21 protein-coding genes are annotated in these 18486 nt (G+C 41.3%); 17 read left to right on the top strand and 4 right to left on the bottom strand.

Annotated features, from left to right (window positions below):
- Positions 1–431: 431 nt before the first annotated feature.
- A complete protein-coding gene (locus P8596_RS13000) occupies positions 432–1688 on the bottom strand; it encodes a helix-turn-helix domain-containing protein (protein WP_279724090.1) in 1257 nt (418 codons plus the stop codon).
- A gap of 229 nt (positions 1689–1917) precedes the next feature.
- Between P8596_RS13000 and P8596_RS12995 the strand changes: the two genes are divergently transcribed.
- Positions 1918–2937, top strand: a complete 1020-nt coding sequence (locus P8596_RS12995) for a threonine aldolase family protein (RefSeq protein ID WP_279724089.1) — start codon at positions 1918–1920, stop codon at positions 2935–2937.
- Positions 2938–3001: 64 nt separating this feature from the next.
- Here P8596_RS12995 and P8596_RS12990 read toward each other — a convergent pair whose 3' ends face one another.
- Entirely contained in the window at positions 3002–3337 is a 336-nt protein-coding gene (locus P8596_RS12990) for a YckD family protein (protein WP_254651606.1), read from the bottom strand.
- A gap of 133 nt (positions 3338–3470) precedes the next feature.
- Here P8596_RS12990 and P8596_RS12985 point away from each other — a divergent pair, with 133 nt between their 5' ends.
- The 12 genes from P8596_RS12985 to P8596_RS12930 all read left to right on the top strand — a co-directional run bounded on the left by P8596_RS12985 (position 3471) and on the right by P8596_RS12930 (position 13577).
- Positions 3471–3875, top strand: a complete 405-nt coding sequence (locus tag P8596_RS12985; protein WP_224519862.1) for a sporulation protein — start codon at positions 3471–3473, stop codon at positions 3873–3875.
- A 204-nt stretch (positions 3876–4079) separates the two neighbouring features.
- Entirely contained in the window at positions 4080–5819 is a 1740-nt protein-coding gene (locus P8596_RS12980) for a carbon starvation CstA family protein (protein WP_034759035.1), read from the top strand.
- 70 nt (positions 5820–5889) lie between these two features.
- On the top strand, positions 5890–6147 hold the full coding sequence (locus P8596_RS12975) for a cory-CC-star protein (protein ID WP_034760674.1): 258 nt from the start codon (positions 5890–5892) through the stop codon (positions 6145–6147).
- 19 nt (positions 6148–6166) lie between these two features.
- Positions 6167–7126, top strand: coding sequence for an ArsA family ATPase (locus tag P8596_RS12970; protein WP_279724088.1), 960 nt, complete (start codon positions 6167–6169; stop codon positions 7124–7126).
- Between the two features lie 131 nt (positions 7127–7257).
- A complete protein-coding gene (locus P8596_RS12965) occupies positions 7258–8511 on the top strand; it encodes a M24 family metallopeptidase (protein ID WP_224519865.1) in 1254 nt (417 codons plus the stop codon).
- A 182-nt stretch (positions 8512–8693) separates the two neighbouring features.
- Positions 8694–8954 carry a metal-sensitive transcriptional regulator gene (locus P8596_RS12960; RefSeq protein ID WP_079531819.1) on the top strand — a complete coding sequence of 87 codons (261 nt, stop codon included), beginning with the start codon at positions 8694–8696 and terminating at the stop codon, positions 8952–8954.
- Between the two features lie 76 nt (positions 8955–9030).
- Entirely contained in the window at positions 9031–9258 is a 228-nt protein-coding gene (locus P8596_RS12955; RefSeq protein WP_034759045.1) for a sulfurtransferase TusA family protein, read from the top strand.
- 49 nt (positions 9259–9307) lie between these two features.
- Positions 9308–9787 carry a DsrE/DsrF/DrsH-like family protein gene (locus P8596_RS12950; protein WP_034759048.1) on the top strand — a complete coding sequence of 160 codons (480 nt, stop codon included), beginning with the start codon at positions 9308–9310 and terminating at the stop codon, positions 9785–9787.
- Positions 9788–9835: 48 nt separating this feature from the next.
- Entirely contained in the window at positions 9836–10408 is a 573-nt protein-coding gene (locus tag P8596_RS12945; RefSeq protein WP_229592770.1) for a sulfurtransferase TusA family protein, read from the top strand.
- 24 nt (positions 10409–10432) lie between these two features.
- Positions 10433–11560 carry an MBL fold metallo-hydrolase gene (locus tag P8596_RS12940; RefSeq protein ID WP_279724087.1) on the top strand — a complete coding sequence of 376 codons (1128 nt, stop codon included), beginning with the start codon at positions 10433–10435 and terminating at the stop codon, positions 11558–11560.
- A 78-nt stretch (positions 11561–11638) separates the two neighbouring features.
- Positions 11639–12415, top strand: a complete 777-nt coding sequence (locus tag P8596_RS12935) for a sulfite exporter TauE/SafE family protein (RefSeq protein ID WP_279724086.1) — start codon at positions 11639–11641, stop codon at positions 12413–12415.
- A 241-nt stretch (positions 12416–12656) separates the two neighbouring features.
- Positions 12657–13577, top strand: coding sequence for a DUF1002 domain-containing protein (locus tag P8596_RS12930; RefSeq protein WP_224519872.1), 921 nt, complete (start codon positions 12657–12659; stop codon positions 13575–13577).
- A gap of 37 nt (positions 13578–13614) precedes the next feature.
- Here P8596_RS12930 and P8596_RS12925 read toward each other — a convergent pair whose 3' ends face one another.
- A complete protein-coding gene (locus tag P8596_RS12925) occupies positions 13615–15018 on the bottom strand; it encodes a sensor histidine kinase (protein WP_279724085.1) in 1404 nt (467 codons plus the stop codon).
- The gene (locus P8596_RS12920; protein ID WP_254653770.1) at positions 15015–15695 is read right to left on the bottom strand and encodes a response regulator transcription factor; all 681 of its coding nucleotides are present in this window, start codon (positions 15693–15695) and stop codon (positions 15015–15017) included. Before P8596_RS12920 ends, P8596_RS12925 begins: the two co-directional genes overlap by 4 nt.
- A 236-nt stretch (positions 15696–15931) precedes the next feature.
- Here P8596_RS12920 and P8596_RS12915 point away from each other — a divergent pair, with 236 nt between their 5' ends.
- The 4 genes from P8596_RS12915 to P8596_RS12900 all read left to right on the top strand — a co-directional run bounded on the left by P8596_RS12915 (position 15932) and on the right by P8596_RS12900 (position 18413).
- Positions 15932–16303, top strand: coding sequence for a hypothetical protein (locus tag P8596_RS12915; RefSeq protein ID WP_061811291.1), 372 nt, complete (start codon positions 15932–15934; stop codon positions 16301–16303).
- A gap of 155 nt (positions 16304–16458) precedes the next feature.
- A complete protein-coding gene (locus P8596_RS12910; RefSeq protein WP_224519875.1) occupies positions 16459–16824 on the top strand; it encodes a rhodanese-like domain-containing protein in 366 nt (121 codons plus the stop codon).
- A 39-nt stretch (positions 16825–16863) separates the two neighbouring features.
- Positions 16864–17160 (top strand): rhodanese-like domain-containing protein, encoded by a 297-nt coding sequence (locus tag P8596_RS12905; protein ID WP_254651599.1) that lies wholly within the window; start codon positions 16864–16866, stop codon positions 17158–17160.
- Between the two features lie 125 nt (positions 17161–17285).
- Positions 17286–18413, top strand: a complete 1128-nt coding sequence (locus P8596_RS12900; protein ID WP_279724084.1) for an MBL fold metallo-hydrolase — start codon at positions 17286–17288, stop codon at positions 18411–18413.
- Positions 18414–18486: the final 73 nt, after the last annotated feature.

Here is an 18486-nt window from a genome sequence, read left to right as displayed (position 1 = left end):
GCTCCGAGACAACCCAAATGATCGAACATACGAAAACTACAATTTGTGTATGAATAACAAATGCTTTATTGAAATGGATCTTTTAGTTAGTATTGCTAAAGCATATTCAGAGTATATAACAGTATCTAGCTATTGATTGGAGTGCAAGACGAAGACTCCTACGGGAAAGCGGAATAGGTAAGACCCCGCAGGAGCGACAGTGACGAGGAGGCTTGCCTTCCGCCCGAGGAAAGCGAAGTCTTGCACGGAAATCTATAGCGGTGTAACAAGTGATTCCAACTAATTTTTTAAGATTATGTTTATAGTTTAGTTGAGAACGGCGGGAATTCTTCTTCATTTGAGTTAATGACTACCACACCTGAAAGGGCCATGGCGGTGAGGCTGGTGATGATCAATAATTTTCTCAGCTTTTTCATTTTTTAACCACCTCCTTATAAAGGCAGCATTTCTTCATAAATGATATTGGCTTCATTTAGATGGAATGCAGCAAGTTTGTATTTTCTAATTCTTTGATAATATTGGCCAAGGAATTTAGAATACTCAGCATATAATAGAAGAGAACCGTTTTTCTTAAAGTAAGCCAGTGCATACTCCTTCATAAAATACTCAAATCCATTAGGAAATTCATTCAGTGCAAATTGATAATAAGATAATTGATAAAATTTATCGGGATATCTTTCTTTTGAACAAAGCTCCAATCCTTTTGATAACCAGAATTGAACTTCTGAACGTTGATTCAGTTTATAATGCTCTTTGACAAGTGAAAGAATCGAATAGAGTTTTCCTTCGTCGTCAGATTCCTTTAATTCAATGCTTCTCACAAAATGCTGGATGGCTTCATCGCTTTTATTCATGAAAGATTTAAGGTATCCGAAATTTTGCTCGATTTTGGAATGCAATGACGTATACTGAATGGACTGAGAGATGAAGTTAGCCCATTCATAATGCTTTACGGCGTCCTCACCATTCCGGATTCTCCGATAGCAGATGCCCAACAATAAATGCACCTCTGCGCACCTTTTCTGGTAGTAAACCCCCTGAAAAATGGAGAGGGCTTTTTCACCGTAGTAAATCGCTAAACGATACATGTGTAAACGTGTCAGGACTAAACTGAATAGATAAAATAAATCTGCCCTTTCTTCTTCATTTACAACATTTCCAAGCACAAAGTAAGTTTCGGCTTCTTTCAACTCACCTTTGGCTTTTTCGTATTCCTTCATTAGATAGTAGTAATTTCCTTTATACTTATGAAAGTAAAATTTATGCTTGTCGGATAGGTCCTTATAATTCGTTTGAATATGGCTCAAATGACTGAAAGCTTCCGTTAGATCGCCCCTTAATAATTGAACCCGGAAGCAGAGGATTTTATAAAAAAAATGGGACGATAGATCATCGGTTTGATCAAGATCCCTTTGGATGAGCTTGTGAGTGGAACGTGCTTCATCCTCTTTATTCCAAAGCAGAGCATGATTCCACTTTTCAAGAAGCTCATTCAACTGGTTAGGGCGATCAACTGGATGATTTAACCCCAGGCGCTCGCATAGTAAATGGACGATATCATCTGATGGTGTCACTTGGTTATTTTCGAGTTTCGATAGATAAGATATTGAAATGATGCCTTTAGATAGATTTTCTTGAGTTAACTTTTGTTTGAGTCTGTGGAAACGGATCTTAGAACCAATCTTCATATGATTCTTCTCCTCTTGAAGGATATAAATTTCCAACCTATGAACCAGAATATTGAACATAATAACATAAATGAAGCCGGAAGATTTGGAATATTCCTATAATTATATTTTTTCATGGGTAGAAAGGAGGTATTTTGGTTATTTGAATGGTTTTATTTCACAATGATTCACCTATAAATATCCTTTGTTATAATAAATCTAGTAAAAGTGATAAAGGAGGATGGTCATTGTGATTGATTTACGAAGTGATACGGTAACAAAACCAACGGAGGAAATGAGAAGGGCAGCTTATGAGGCTGAAGTGGGGGATGATGTGTATGGTGAAGACCCTACTATCCTAAGGCTTGAAAAGGAAGCAGCACGTCTTCTTGGGAAAGAGGAAGCATTATTCGTCACAAGCGGGACCCAGGGGAACCAGATTGCGGTATTGACCCATACCAGACCAGGAAATGAAATTCTATTAGAAACGGATTCGCATATCTTTTACTACGAATCAGGAGCAGTTGCGGCTTTCGCAGGCGTTCAAACCCGGACGATTAAAGGGACCAATGGAGAAATGGATCCTGGTGAAATAGAAGCTGCAATTCGTACGGAAGATCAGCATTTTCCTGAAACGGGTTTGATTTGTCTGGAAAATACCCATAACCGTGCGGGAGGGGCAATCGTTTCTCCGGAAAACATGCAAGCCATTCATTCCATTGCCAGGAAGCACTCCATTCCGGTACATATTGATGGAGCCAGGCTCTTTAATGCCGTTGCCGCAAGTGGTCGTGACGTAAAGGAGTTCACGGTTCACTGTGATACCGTTCAAATTTGTTTATCGAAAGGCTTGGGTGCACCGGTAGGTTCAATCATTGCAGGTGACAAACACTTTATTAAGAAGGCTAGAAAGTGGAGAAAACGTCTTGGTGGGGGACTTAGACAAGCCGGGGTGATTGCGGCTCCAGGATTGATTGCCTTAAATAAGATGAGAGGACGTTTGTCAGAAGATCATGAGAAAGCAAGAATCCTCAAAGAAACCTTTCAAACATGTAACGGGATTGAAATCATCAATGAAGTGGATACTAATATTGTAGTGGCTGATGTATCGGGCACAGGGATGACAGCAGCACAGTTTGTAGAAGAATTAGAGAGAAAAGGAATATTGGCCGTGACGTTTGGACCGACCCTGGTCCGCTTCACGACTCATTATGATGTCTCTATGGAGGACATAGGGGAAGTGTCCCGGATACTTAAGGCTCAATTTTAGCCAATCAATTCCTGTGGCTGGTTTTAGGAAACGGAATAGGGCAGGACTTGCCCTATTTCCACCTTTATTCTTTGTGATCAAGTTGTTTTCCATGATGAGGATGAGGATGCCATCTCATCATATAACCATTTTCTTTTAGCTTTTGATGTTTTGCTTCCATCATGTTCAGCACTTTATCGCCTTGTTCTTTTGTAAAAACACCGTACTCCACGTATTTCTTCACAAGTTCTTTTTTCGTTGAATACATCTGTTCGTGCAATTTACCAAGCTCTGCTTTTTGGTCTTCTGTCAGATTCACCTTTTGTCCAGGCGCCTGACCTTGACCTTCTGCAGAGACGATGGAACTGAATCCAAGGCTGATGATGAAGGCTGCTGCAATTGAAACCACTATCTTTTTCATATTTATTTCCTCCTTCCTGAAGATTCTCTTATATTCTTTGCAGTGTATTAGAAGAATATGTAAGAGTGGACGAATCGGCAGGGGAATTGCTAGTATTAGATGGAGTAGAACCAGAATGAGGGGGTTAGGATCAATGTTAAATAAGTTTTTATCTAGTATCGGTATAGGTCATGTGAAGGTGGATACCATCGTGCACACGACAGAGATTTCACCCGGCGACCACATCAAGGGGGATGTCGTCTTAAAAGGGGGAATGGCCGATCAGCCGGTAAACGAAGTTCAACTATTACTTCTCCTAAAGTATGAACAAGATAAACAGGATAGTGATTTTTCTTATCATGAGAAGGATTTAAATACGATCACACTGGACAGCATAGGGACAATTAAGGCTGGGGAGGAAAAAAGGATTCCATTTGAATTCCCTACAAATGCCCGACACCCTAAGACGACTGACACGGAACAAACCATTTTAAGGACAACGGTGGATATACCCCAAGCCGTGGATCCCACAGATGAAGATAGTATATTCGTTCGATGATTCCAAAAAAAGGACCGATTCTCCAAATGAATCGGTCCTTTTTTGAATGTTTTAATGGATGCAGGAGTAATGAATGTCGTGACAAAGAGTACTAAGTTCTTATTGAAATCCATAAAAACCCAATGTAAAATGTAGTAAGCGCATACATTCAAAAAATTCAGACATTTAATGTGTGTAAAATCTATTGGATAAAGGAGGAATTTGATGGGAGGAATTTGGTTAGCGGTCATAGGGGGTATCGTGTTTCTGGTAGGGTATAGATATTATTCAACTCTTATTGCGGAGAGAGTGTACAGGCTCGACCCGAATTACGTGACACCCTCTCACCAGTATAAAGACGGAGTCGACTTCGTGCCGACGAATAAATTTGTTCTTTGGGGTCACCATTTCACTTCCGTTGCAGGTGCTGCTCCTATCGTAGGACCTGCTATAGCCGTGTATTGGGGATGGCTTCCCGCTTTTCTTTGGGTCATTTTCGGTACCGTGTTTGCAGCAGGTGTCCATGATTTCGGGACTTTGGTGCTGTCGGTTCGAAATAAAGGACAATCCGTTGGCTCATTAGCCAATAAGTTGATTGGAAAGAGGGCAAAAGTACTTTTTTTATTCATTATTTTAATTCTGGTGTTAATGGTGAATGCGGTTTTTGCCTGGGTCATTGCCAATTTATTCATTACGTTCCCAGCAAGTGTATTATCAGTGTTTATCCAAATTCCGCTGGCTGTCTGGATCGGATATTCCGTATACAAACGTAATGGGAGCATGTTATTGCCATCAATCGTGGCTCTCGGTGTCATGTATGCATCAGCGGTCATCGCAAGCCGGGTAGATTTTCTGCAAATCGATCTGGTCCGATATTTCGGTGGGCAGGAAGCGACTTCATTATTCGGTTTAAGCTCCACGAGCATGGCTTTCCTTGTGTGGATCGTTATTCTGATGATTTACGTGTACATAGCTTCCATTCTTCCCGTATGGAAACTATTACAGCCTCGTGATTATATCAATTCACATCAACTGATCGTGGGTCTTGGATTGCTGTATCTCGGTCTGCTGTTCACTAATCCAGAGATCACTGCACCGATGACAAATGGATCTGCAGATGTATCATGGTTCCCTTTATTATTTATTACGATTGCGTGCGGTGCGATTTCAGGTTTCCACGGACTGGTGTCATCAGGTACCTCCTCAAAGCAGCTGAACAAGGAAACAGATGCCCGCTTCGTCGGTTATTTAGGAGCGGTAGGGGAAGGGGCACTTGCCCTGATTGCCATCATTGCCTGTATTACATTTTTCCCTAATGTGGAAGAATTCCAAGCGACCTACAGTGGATTTGCAGCAGCAAGTGGAGCGGGATTGGGCGTATTCATTAAAGGTGCTGGACAACTTGCGACAGGAGTGGGGATTCCGGCGGATATTGCCGCAACGATCGTTTCCGTCATCATTGTAAGTTTCGCGGCCACAACCCTGGATTCATCTGTCCGTCTGATGCGATACATCATCTCTGAATTGGGTGAGGAGTACAAAGTACTTTCATTAACGAACGCACACGTTGCGACTACGATTGCAGTGGTTTCAAGTGCGGCTTTGACATTATTGCCTCAGGGCCCTAAAGGATTCGGATCAGGTGGATATCTCCTATGGCCTTTGTTTGGAACCTCGAATCAGTTGTTGGCAGGAATCAGTCTACTTCTGATTACCATTTGGCTCAAGCGACAGGGGAGAAATTACCTGGCTACATTGATCCCGATGTTATTTCTGATGTTTATGACGCTTTGGGCCATGATCAATCAGGTTGTCTTTGAATGGTCAGGTGCCGGGGAATCGGAAGGGAATATGCTCCTTTTCATTTTTGGAAGCATCATCTTGATCTTTACCCTGTGGATTCTCATCACAGCAGCATCTTCCCTGTCTAAAAAAGGTGATGATCCTTCTCAGTTCTCGGTGTAAGCATGGAAGTCAGGGGACTCGAATCGGGGTCCCCTTTTTAGTAGGAAGGAGGGTTCACTTGGATACAACCATGATGGACAAATTTAAAAGGGTAATGAAATTATATGATGATATGATCCGTCTTCCCCACAAAACGGAAATCGCCAGGGAGTTGAGGGACGAAGAGGATTTATTCTTATTACTGCTCTATTCGGATATGATCGGGATACCTAACCCTGTATTTTATTACACGCTGGAACTCTATCCATATATGATCGAAAAATTTCATGATTGGCATTTACGAATGGGGATGGAACATTCTCCACTGGATGGAATCAGATGCTGCTAAAATGAAAGGAGGGGAATTCATGAATGATTTACTGAATCAATCCATTCTATTTGTGGGGGGCAAAGGAGGAGTCGGAAAATCGACTACGGCATCTGCACTGGCCGTCATGTTTGCAAAGATGGGGAAGAAAACGCTGATCGTCTCAACAGATCCCGCTCATAACCTTGGGGATATATTTCACAGGGAAATTAACAGGTATGCTACTCCGTTATCGGACGATCTATGGGGGATCGAAATTGATCCAGATGCGGAAACACGTCAATACATCAACGGGGTGAAAGGGAATCTTAAAGGGATGGTAAAGTCAAATATGGTGAGTGAAGTCCACCGGCAAATTGATATGGCTTCTTCAGCACCAGGGGCTGAAGAAGCTGCCTTATTTGATCGGATCGTTTCGATCATCCTGGAAGAAGGAAATGAATATGATAAAATCATTTTCGACACAGCCCCTACAGGACACACGATCCGACTATTATCTCTACCGGAATTAATGGGAGTCTGGATGGATGGAATGCTTGAGAGAAGAAAGAAGACAAATAAAAATTATTCACAGCTTTTGAATGATGGTGAACCGGTTGAGGACCCCATTTACGATATCCTCCAAAAACGCCGGGAAAAGTTTTCGAAAGTAAGAGAGATTCTGCTTGATCGAAAAAAAACAGGTTTTATTTTCGTTCTTATACCAGAAAGACTGCCGATTCTTGAAACAGAAAAAGCGATTGAATTGATGTCCTCTCATTCACTTAATATTGGCGGGCTGATTGTGAATAAAATCCTGCCGAATCAAGCGGATGGAGAGTTCTTGCAGAAAAGAAGAGAACAGGAAAAAGTCTACTTGCATATGATGCAGGAAAGATTCACAGACCAATCACTATACGAAGTCCCTCTATTAGAAGAAGATATCTGTACGCTTTCTCATCTGGAAGGATTTGCATCCCATCTTCAGAAATCCATTTACAAAGAAGAGGGAATCTACTGATTCGGGAGGTATACATAATTAATGAGCGTGACCATTGGGGAAGTTCTTCAATGGTCATTTTTGCGTTGGGAAGGGAAAATAGATGATTTTGTCGAAAGTGTAATGATCCATAAAACAAGGGAGTCGTTCACATGGAAAGTGAGAATAAATATCTATCTGCCATTCTCCCCTTAAAAAAGAGGGAAGAAACACAAAATCGCTGGCTGTTTCATCGTCTGAATACCCTGTTACCTGCTTTAATGAAAAAACACAAGGTAGACATGTGGATCACGGCAGGGAGGGAATATAACGAAGATCCTGTCCTGAAGAGTCTATACCCTACCTCAGTTGACGGTTCGAGAAGATTGACCATCCTTGTATTTTATTTGGATGATGGCCAGCACCTAAAAAAATGGGTTTTGCATCCCAATCCGAATTTTGAGCCGTTTTATGAAAGAGCATGGAATCCGGAAGAGTGTGATCAATGGGAATGCCTTAAACGTCTTGTGGATGAGTACAATCCTGATTCAATCGCATTGAATTATTCATCGACATTTGCCGCTGCGGATGGTTTGAGTCATTCCTGTTATCAGCAGCTGAGTATGCTGTTAGATGAGCACTCACATAAATTTGTATCTGCTCAACATGTCATTGTGGATTGGCTATCGATCAGAACCACCAAGGAATTAGTGGCATACCCTGCAATTGCCGAGCTTGGGAGGATGATAGCGGAAGAAGCGTTATCCCGGAGAGTGATTCACCCTGGGATCACCACTACAGAAGATGTTGTTGACTGGATACGACAACGGGTATTGGACGCTGGTTTGGATACCTCCTTTTATCCTACTGTGGATCTGCAAAGAATGGGTTCGGTGATGGATCGATTAGAGGGAGAGATTATTCGTTTTGGAGATATCGTGCATCTGGATTTTGGCATTCGATATCTGGGCCTCGCAACGGATACCCAACAGCTTGCATATGTCCTTCATCCGGGTGAGGAGCAAGCTCCTGAAGGACTTCAATCTGCATTCCAAACCGCGTTAAGGTTCGAAGATATCATAACCGGGGAAATGAAAGTCGGAAGAACGGGGAATGAAGTATTTCAAAGAGCAATGAAAAAGGCAAGAGAGGAAGAAATCGAGGCGATGCTGTATTCACATCCACTGGGAAATCACTGTCATGAAGCCGGTGCTTTAATCGGCTTATATGATCAGCAAAGTGATATTCCCATCAAAGGCGATCTGCCCCTCACCGCCAATACCTGTTATGCACTGGAGTTCAATATAGAACAATATATTCCTGAGTGGGATCAAATCATCCCCATATATCTGGAGGAGCCGGTTGCATTCATCCAGCACCGACTGGAATATATGGCGAAAAGACAAACCACGTTTTATCTGATCTAATCAGTTTCCCTTACAGGAGAAATAAGACTGATGGCACGGAATGATTGTAATCAGTCTTATATGCCCCTGCCTAATAATGATCATTTTGAAAAAAATGTGATTCTCCCCCTTGACTTAATACCTAGTAGGGTATATTATAGTGAATGTAGCAAGAAAACAACAAGCCAACAGGAGGTGTCTTGATGGAATACAATGCACAAATTAAGAATCGAATCAAACGTGTGGAAGGGCAGCTCCGGGGTATTGTAAGAATGATGGAGCAAGGGGAAGATTGTAAAGACGTCATCACGCAGCTTTCCGCAGCCAAAACAGCTCTTGACCGATCCGTAGGTTTGATTGTCAGTATGAATCTTGTTGAGTGTGTAACAGACTCCCATGAATCCGGGGAAAGTACAGAAGCACTCGTGAAAGAAGCGGTAAATCTATTAGTGAAAAGTCGATAACGAAAAAGGTTGACATCTTTTTTTATATTGTATATTATACCCTTATGGGTATTTAAAAAACGAGGAGGAAACACACATGAACGCAGATAAAGTATTAGATGCAAAGGGACTTGCTTGTCCGATGCCAATCGTAAAAACCCGAAAGGCTATTAAAGAAATCGAATCCGGCCAAATCCTGGAGGTTCAAACAACAGATAAAGGTGCAAAAAGTGATCTTACAGCATGGGCTAAGTCTACAGGACATGAATTACTCGATTCGAATGAAGAAAATGATGTATTTACATTTTGGATAAAAAAAGGCTAAATTTTTTTGAGGGGGAATATACCCCCTGTAGTAAATAGGAGGGGACACAATGTCAGAGAGAAAAACAACCAATATTATTCTATTTAGTGGCGATTACGATAAAGCGATGGCAGCCTATATCATTGCCAACGGTGCTGCAGCATATGATCATGAAGTAACGATCTTCCATACGTTCTGGGGATTGAATGCTTTGAGAAAAGAAGAAATGGTACCCGTTAAAAAAGGATTCATGGAAAAAATGTTTGGAAAAATGATGCCTCGTGGAGCTGATAAAATGGGGTTGTCAAACATGAACTTTATGGGCATGGGTCCAAAAATGATCAAAGGTGTCATGAAAAAGCATAATGCCATGCCTCTGCCTGATTTGATCGATATGGCAAGAGAACAGGAAATTAAATTGGTTGCATGTACCATGACCATGGATCTGTTGGGGTTACACAAGGATGAATTATTGGAAGAAATCGAATACGCTGGGGTAGCAGCTTATTTGGCAGATGCCGAAAATGGAAACGTGAATTTATTCATTTAATTTTTTTTGAAAACAAATATACCCTATGAGGTAAATGGAGGTTTCTATATGAATAATCTTGAATCGAACTTCGTATTGGATGCAAAAGGACTCGCTTGTCCGATGCCGATTGTAAAAACAAAAAAAGCGATGAATAACCTGGAAGCAGGACAGGTGATTGAAATTCAGGCTACCGATAAAGGATCAAAGGCGGATCTTCAAGCATGGGCAAAGAGTTCCGGCCATGATTATCTAGGTACCATCGAAGAAGGGGACGTCCTTAAGCATTTCGTCCGAAAATCAAGCGGTGAAGAGACAGTTGAGCGTAAACACGAGGCTGTTACAGACAACGCCACACTGGCAGGGAAATTAAGCGATGAAAATGTGATCGTTCTGGATGTCCGCGAAAAAGCGGAATATGCCTTTAATCATATACCGGGGGCTGTTTCGATACCCCTAGGGGAACTTGAAAACCGTGTGAATGAACTGAATAAAGACAAAGAAGTTTATGTTGTATGCCGTACAGGAAACAGAAGTGACATGGCAGCTCAACTATTAGATGAAAAAGGATTTGCGAATGTATTCAATGTGGTTCCGGGTATGAGCGATTGGTCTGGGGATTTGGAGTCGGATATTAAATAATTCATTTTTCAGGAGGGTTAAATAATGGCTGTAAAACCAATGAATTCAAAAGAAGTAGCACAAAAAGTAATGAAAAAAGAAGAATTATTCATCTTAGATGTTCGTAACGTGGATGCATTTGAAGATTGGAAAATCGAAGGTGAAAAAGTTGAATATTTGAATATTCCTTATTTCGACCTTTTAGACGGCGTGGAAGAAATCTTGGATAAGCTGCCTGAAGATAAAGATATTCTTGTGGTTTGTGCTAAAGAAGGCTCTTCCATCATGGTTGCAGAAATGCTTTCAGATGAGGGGAAGGACGTGTCTTATCTGGAGGGTGGCATGAAGGCTTGGAGTGAACATTTAGAGCCGGTTAAGGTAGGGGACCTATCGAATGATGGAGAGCTTTATCAATTTGTGCGTCTGGGTAAAGGGTGTCTTTCCTATATGGTCGTATCAAATGGTGAAGCCGCGATTGTAGATGCCACACGTATGGCCGATGTGTTCATCGATTTCGCTAAAGCAAAAAATGTAAAGATCACTAATGTATTCGATACACACCTACATGCTGATCATATTTCTGGTGGCCGTACCATTGCAGAAAGAACCGGAGCAACGTATTGGTTACCATCCAAAGATGCTGAAGAGGTAACATTTGAATATGCGGCACTGGAAGATGGAAATAAAGTACAGATCGGAAATACAACCATCGATATTAATGCTTTATACTCACCAGGGCATACAATTGGTTCTACCTCATTCGTGATTGATGAGAAATATTTATTATCAGGTGACATTTTGTTTATTGATAGTATCGGACGCCCTGATCTTGCTGGAAAAGCAGAAGACTGGGTAGGGGACTTACGAGAAAGTCTGTACAAACGCTACAAAGATCTTTCTATGGATCTGACCGTTTTACCCGCTCACTTCATGATTATTGAAGAATTAAATGAGGACGGTTCTGTAGGTGAGAAACTTGGCACATTATATGCCAAGAATCATGGACTGAACATTGAGAGCGAAGATGAATTCAGAAGTCTTGTGTCTGAAAATCTGCCTCCCCAACCGAATGCTTATCAGGAAATACGTGAAACCAATATGGGAAAAGTGACGCCGGATGAAGAAAAGCAGCGGGAGATGGAAATCGGACCAAATCGCTGTGCTGTTCGATAATTGACGATGATGATATAAATATTTCCAATGGGAACTTGCATGAGCGGTTCCCATTTTATTAGAAGAGGAGGGCTCAAAATGGATTTGGCATTTATTTTAACTATATTTCTAATCGGCTTCGTCGGTTCTTATATATCAGGAATGGTTGGAATCGGAGGAAGTATCATTAAATATCCAATGCTTTTATATATTCCGCCTTTGTTGGGAGTAGCTACATTTTCCGCTCATGAAGTTTCCGGCATCAGTGCCGTTCAAGTATTCTTTGCAACGCTTGGCGGAGTGTGGGCATACCGAAAAGGGGGCTACCTGAATAAATCACTCATTACGTATATGGGGGTAAGTATATTAATCGGTAGTTTCATCGGTGGGTATGGATCAAAATTCATGAGTGAAGTGGGAATTAACATCGTGTATGGAATTCTTGCTCTCATTGCAGCCATCATGATGTTCATTCCTAAAAAAGGGATAGATGATGTGAAGCTGGAAGATGTTTCTTTTAATAAATGGCTCGCTGCCATACTAGCCCTCATCGTGGGAGTGGGTGCAGGTATTGTAGGTGCAGCAGGTGCCTTTCTATTAGTTCCCATCATGCTTGTTGTGCTGAAAATACCGACGAGAATGACGATTGCTTCCTCTCTTGCCATTACGTTGATTTCTTCCATCGGGTCGACTGTGGGGAAAATCACCACCGGGCAAGTGGATTACCTGCCAGCCATGATCATGGTAGTGGCAAGTCTGATTGCCTCTCCACTTGGAGCGATGGCAGGGAAGAAAATGAACACCAAGATTCTACAAATGATATTAGCACTATTGATTTTAGGAACGGCTATTAAGATCTGGATAGATATCCTTTAGAATGCTGCTTAGCACTGTATACCGTGACTCTTCTTACAGAAGAAGAATCGTGGTACATGGAGCTAAGCTTTTTTTTGTGGTAATGTATCAATGGGCCTTGTAACTTTCTGAAGGTCTCTTTCGTCTAATGAATAGATAGAAATAAGACTCTGGATGGATGAACGTATTCATGAGTAGCGGTACAATGTAAGAATGAATGTGTTCTAAGATTTTATCCATCATGAAAAAAGGGAGAATACACATGAAAAAGATTATTGGAATCATCTTACTATGTTCATTAATGGTTAGCGGACTTCAACCGGCATCGGCCGCGGATAATGATAAAGCAAGCATTAATGAAAAATTCGGACTGCCCATCGTTGTATATGGAGAAACACTCTCCAGCCAGCAAAAAAAAGAGGTTCAAAAACAATTGGGTATGGATGAGGGAACTGAAGTGGAGGAGTTTACGGCCACTGGTGAGGATCTTGTAAAATATATTGACGGAGAAAACAGGAACGCCCGCATGTTCTCTTCAGCCATGATCACCCGTAAGGAAAAGGGTGAAGGATTAAAGGTTAATATTGTGACTCCGGAGAATATTACCGAGGTTACGAATTCCATGTATTCAAATGCACTATTAACAGCGGGAGTCGAAAATGCAGTAGTGGATGTTGCCTCCCCGGTTAAGGTGAGCGGTCATTCCGCTTTAGTAGGTATTTATAAAGCGTATGATGTGAGTGGAGAGAAGCTTGATACGGTTCGGATGGAAGTGGCCAATGAAGAATTATCCGTTGCTACTGAACTCGCGAAAGAGTCAGGTATTGATAAGGAAGAAGTCAGTAAATTGTTAACCGAGATCAAAAAGGAAATTGCTGAACAAGATCCTGCGACGAAAGAGGAAGTCGAGAAGATCGTCGAAGACAAGCTCCAATCATTGAACATAGAACTAAGTCCAGAGGATCGTCAGTTGTTGATTGATCTATTTGAAAAGATGAGATCCCTTGATATAAATTTTGATAATGTTCAACAGCAGCTGGATGACTTAACGAAAGATATCCAAACCACCATTAAGGAAATTGTGAACGATGAAGGTTTTGGACAGAAAGTGTCAGATTTCTTTACCGGGTTATTAGAGGCAATTGGGAATTTCTTTAAATCAATCAAAAATTTATTTGGATAATGCGAAGATAAAAGACTGAGTCATTCGACTCAGTCTTTTATAATTCCAGCAAAGGAAACGTTAAATATACCGTCGTTCCTTTGCCTTCTTCACTTTCGATGGAGAAGGAACCTTTATGCTTATGCATGATTTCCTTGGCGATGGATAAACCAAGTCCATATCCACCGGTGTTCCTTTGCCGTGACAGATCAGATCTGTAGAATCGTTCACCTATTTGGGATAATGAGTCGCCCGGAATGCCAATCCCATGATCCTTAATCTTCACAACCGCCTTACCATCTTTCTCATAGGAGTGGATGGAGATAGAGGTCCCTTCCGGGGAATATTTCAGGGCATTGTCCAAAATATTGTAAAACACCTGCATCACTCGGTTTGGATCTCCGTTAATGATCGATTCCTCATTTAAAGTATGTTTAATATCTATATGCTTCAATTCTGCTTGTGGACGGATCAGTGTTAAAGAGTCCATAATGAATTGGGACATCACCATCGGTTCAATATCCAATGAAAATGCAGCATCTTCCAATTTATTCAATTCAAGGAGTTCCGTAATTAATTTCTGCATCCGCACCGACTCTTTTTGAATCAGGTGTAGGCTTTTTTCTATTTCTTCCGGATTTGTTTGTACCCGGTCGGTCAACGCTTTTGCATACCCTCCGATGTACGTGAGGGGAGTCCTTAGTTCATGGGCGACATTCGAAAGGAATTGTCTCTTACGATCCTCCTGGTGCTGCAAAGAGTCAACCATACTGTTGAACGTGAGTGCCAGTTCAGCCATTTCATCTTTAGTGGTGACCTCCAGACGCTCCGTAAAGTTTCCGTTGGCTACTTGATTAGAGAACCTTTGCATTTCCCTGACAGGTTTGAACAAGGAGTCCAGTGAAGACTGAATGATCAAAAAAAGCACGAAATAAAACATGACCCCTGCCAATATTAAAATGGGGATACCTTTGCTGAACACTTCCGTCATTTCAGCAAGAGGGATATAAATAAACAAATATCCCATTAACTTATCCTCATTCATAAGTGGAAAGACGGCTCCTATCACTTTCCGATTGAATTCGTCTACATATCCTTCTTTCATGACATGATTGCCCTTCGCCAATTCTTTTCTATCCATGCGGTTGATGAGGGGCTTTTGATCAATTAGAAAAGGGAAGCTCTTCCCTAATTCATCAAGGTTCTCCACAACCGAAACTTCATAGGGAGAGATGACGTTATACCAGAGGATCTTGTCCTTGATATTTCCGCTTACATCCCCATAATGATAGTGGGCAGCGGTCCTCTGCCCCTGATAAAGGAGTGAATCCTTCACGGTCCCTATATAGAGGTCTTTGTAGAGATAGTGAATGAAGAGAAACGAAAAGACAATCGTTAAAAATAGACTGCTTAACAACAGGATAGAGACTTTTTTATTGAGGGTCAGGTTTACGTTTTTCAAAGAGATCCCTCATATTTATAACCAAGTCCCCATACCGTCTCGATCAACGGCCCGTAATTTTTTAATTTCAGCCGCAATGTTTTTATATGGGTATCAACCGTTCGATCACTTCCTTCGTAATCTCTTCCCCAAACTTGATCCAGAAGTTGATCCCTTTTATATACTCGTCCCTGATTCCGTGCGAGAAATAAGAAAAGTTCATATTCCTTTAAAGTCAAACGGGGAGAATGATCACCGACGGACACGGTCCTGGATGCCAAATTAAATGTAACAGGCCCAAACCTTTCGACCATGGAACGTGTCTGTACACCATATGATCTTCTTAGAATGGTTTCAATGCGCGCCACAAGCTCATCAGCGTTGAAAGGTTTAACCATATAATCATCACTACCAAGTTTAAGCCCCTTTACCTTGTCCAGGTCATCCCCCTTGGCAGATAGGAAGATAAAGGGGATTTGACTATGATCCCTTACTTCTTCCAGCAATCGGAAACCATCCATGAACGGCATCATTATATCCACGATCATCAGATCGACATGTGTTTTATTCAATTGATCAAGAGCAGCCAAACCGTTTTCGGCTTCAATACAGAAATAATTCTCCTTGTTTAAATACAATGAGATCAGCTGTCTCATTTCCGGTTCATCATCTACAATCAGTACATTCCATTTTTTCATCATCTTCACACCCAGCCTTATGACATAAGAATTGCATCAAATTTTATTATAGAGATAAATAGTGAATTATTTGTGAGATTCCAGATTTTTTTGATTTGTATTTCTTCCAACATTTTAACATGGAAAACTTAGAGGTTGAACTTTTGCCGCTTTGTCCTATACTTTTCCGAAAACAAGGGCATTTGCCCTTCCCCTTTTTCCTTTTCATAATAGGCTAATAAAGAGGAGTGACGAACATGTATGAGAGGAGTACCATATATAGAAAGAATTTAATGCCCTTTTTTAACTCAGGCTCTTTCCCTAACCTTGGGAACGGAGGGGATTATCTCAGCGGGGCACAGGGATATGGTCCTGTGGGGGCTCAAAACACACCCTATTTTCAAGGACCTTATGCCACACCGCAAGTTTACGGTCCACAGGGTTATCCGCCGCAAGGATACCCGCAGGCGGGCTTTGGTCCTGTCCCCTATGGTCCGGCGGGTGGTTATGGGTATGGTATAAACCCAATCGGAGCAGGATTGATTGGACTGGGCTTAGGGTTTCTCGGGGGACAGCTCGTGAACACCCCGTTTAAAGGTCCCCATAAACGCTACTATTATTATTGGTAAAGTGATTAAACCGACTCATCTTATTGAGCCGGTTTTTTTATGTTTCCGTTCATATTAACAATAGATATATTCCTTGACATAATACCTATAGGGGTATAATATAGACGTAGGAAGCAAGTGGACATTGTCCATGCTTATCAAGAAATGAGGTGCTTATGTTGGAATTTTTCGGATTAATTATGTTAATCATACTTATTTATGTGTATGTATTGATCAAGAAACCAGGTAAGAATATCAAGCAAATATCTACAAGTGAATTGAAAACGACTTTACGAGATAAGAACAGGCAATTCATCGATGTACGTTCACCTGGGGAATACAATCACGGTCATATTAAACAATTTAAAAATATGCCGTTACAATCGTTACATCAAACCGCTGACACTCTAAACAAAGACAAAGAAATCATTGTCATTTGTCAAAGTGGTATGAGGAGTGCAAATGCATGCAAAATTCTTAAAAAGAAAGGATTCACCTCTGTAACGAACGTTAAGGGAGGAATGAATTCCTGGTCCCATTAAGTGTGATGAAAACCATTATGGAGAGAGAGGAATTTTAATATGAAAACGATCCTGAGCAATGAAGTGAAGCGGAGATTATCGGCGGGGGAACAAGTTAATATCATCGACGTACGGGAGCCGGCTGAAGTGCTGAATGGGAAAATCCCTACGAGTACCAATATTCCTTTAGGTCTGCTGGAATTTCGTATGAATGAATTGGATAAGAAAAAAGAGTACATCATAGTCTGTCAATCAGGGGGCAGAAGCAGCCGTGCCGTGAAGTTTCTTGCTTATCACGGCTATGAGGTCACCAACATGGAAGGCGGCATGCTTGCATGGGATGGAAAAGTTGAGTAAGCCTTTTCCTCGATTCCTTAAATTGCGTATTTCCTGAAAATGAATACCCCTATAGGTTTAAAAGTCGGATTTTAGGATAATGTAAATATGAAGAGAAATAATAAATCTAAGGGAGGAAATAGGTTATGACAACTTCAGTAAAGAATTTGACAGCAGGGGAACTCACCCAAAAAATCATGAATGGAGATAGAATGTTCATTTTGGATGTTCGTCCCAAGGACGCATTTGACGATTGGAAAGTGGAAGGGAAAAACGTGAAGATCATCAACAAACCCTTTTCAGAGTTGAAGGATAATCTTGAATCGGTTCAATCCATTTTACCAGACAATGAAGCCATTTATGTCATCTGTGCAAAAGGGAATACTTCGACTAAAACGGCTGAGATGCTTGCCGGTGCAGGAATGAATAATATCTATTCAGTTGAAGGTGGTATGCAGGCATGGAGCGAATACCTTGAACCTGTAAAAATCGGTGATGTGTCTGGGGGTGTCCTTTATCAATTCATACGGATAGGGAAAGGGTGCTTATCTTATGCGATTGTATCCAAAGGCGAGGTTGCTTTCATTGATCCAAGCCGCCTGATAGAGCCTTATAAGAAGTTCATTCAACATCACGATCTATCAGTAAAAGCAGTACTGGATACCCATCTCCATGCAGATCACATTTCCGGTGGCCGATCCTTAAGTAACGAATTTGATGCACCATATTATTTGCCACCGAAAGATGCAGAAGAAGTACAGTATACCTATAAAGAAGTCAAAGATGAAACGGGCATCAAGGTGGGTGATACAATGATCGAAGCGGTATACTCACCAGGGCATACGATCGGAAGTACCTCTTTTATTGTCGATCGGCATTATTTACTCACTGGGGACATTCTCTTTATTGATTCCATTGGTAGACCTGATTTAGCCGGTAAAGCAGAGGACTGGGTAGGGGACTTGCGGGAAACATTGTATTCAAGATATAAAAACCTTAACGATGACTTGATTGTCCTGCCAGCCCACTATATGACGATAGATGAAATGAATGATGACGGTTCAATCTCACATCGTCTGAGAGACTTATATGCTGAGAATCATGGATTGAACATAGAGGATGAAGAGGAATTCAGAAAAACAGTCACAGAAAACCTCCCTCCTCAACCAAACAGCTATGAGAAAATCCGTGAAACGAATATGGGTAAAATCAATCCTGATGAAGATGAAAAACGTGAAATGGAAACAGGCCCAAATAGATGTGCCGTGCGCTGATGAGATTCATACGTCATAAGTAAAGAAGGCAAACATCCTAACATAATGGGATGTTTGCCTGCAATGGTATAAT

It is taken from the genome of Rossellomorea sp. DA94, from assembly GCF_029834455.1.
Lineage (GTDB): Bacteria > Bacillota > Bacilli > Bacillales > Bacillaceae_B > Rossellomorea > Rossellomorea vietnamensis.
This window is presented reverse-complemented; position numbering and strand designations above follow the sequence as displayed.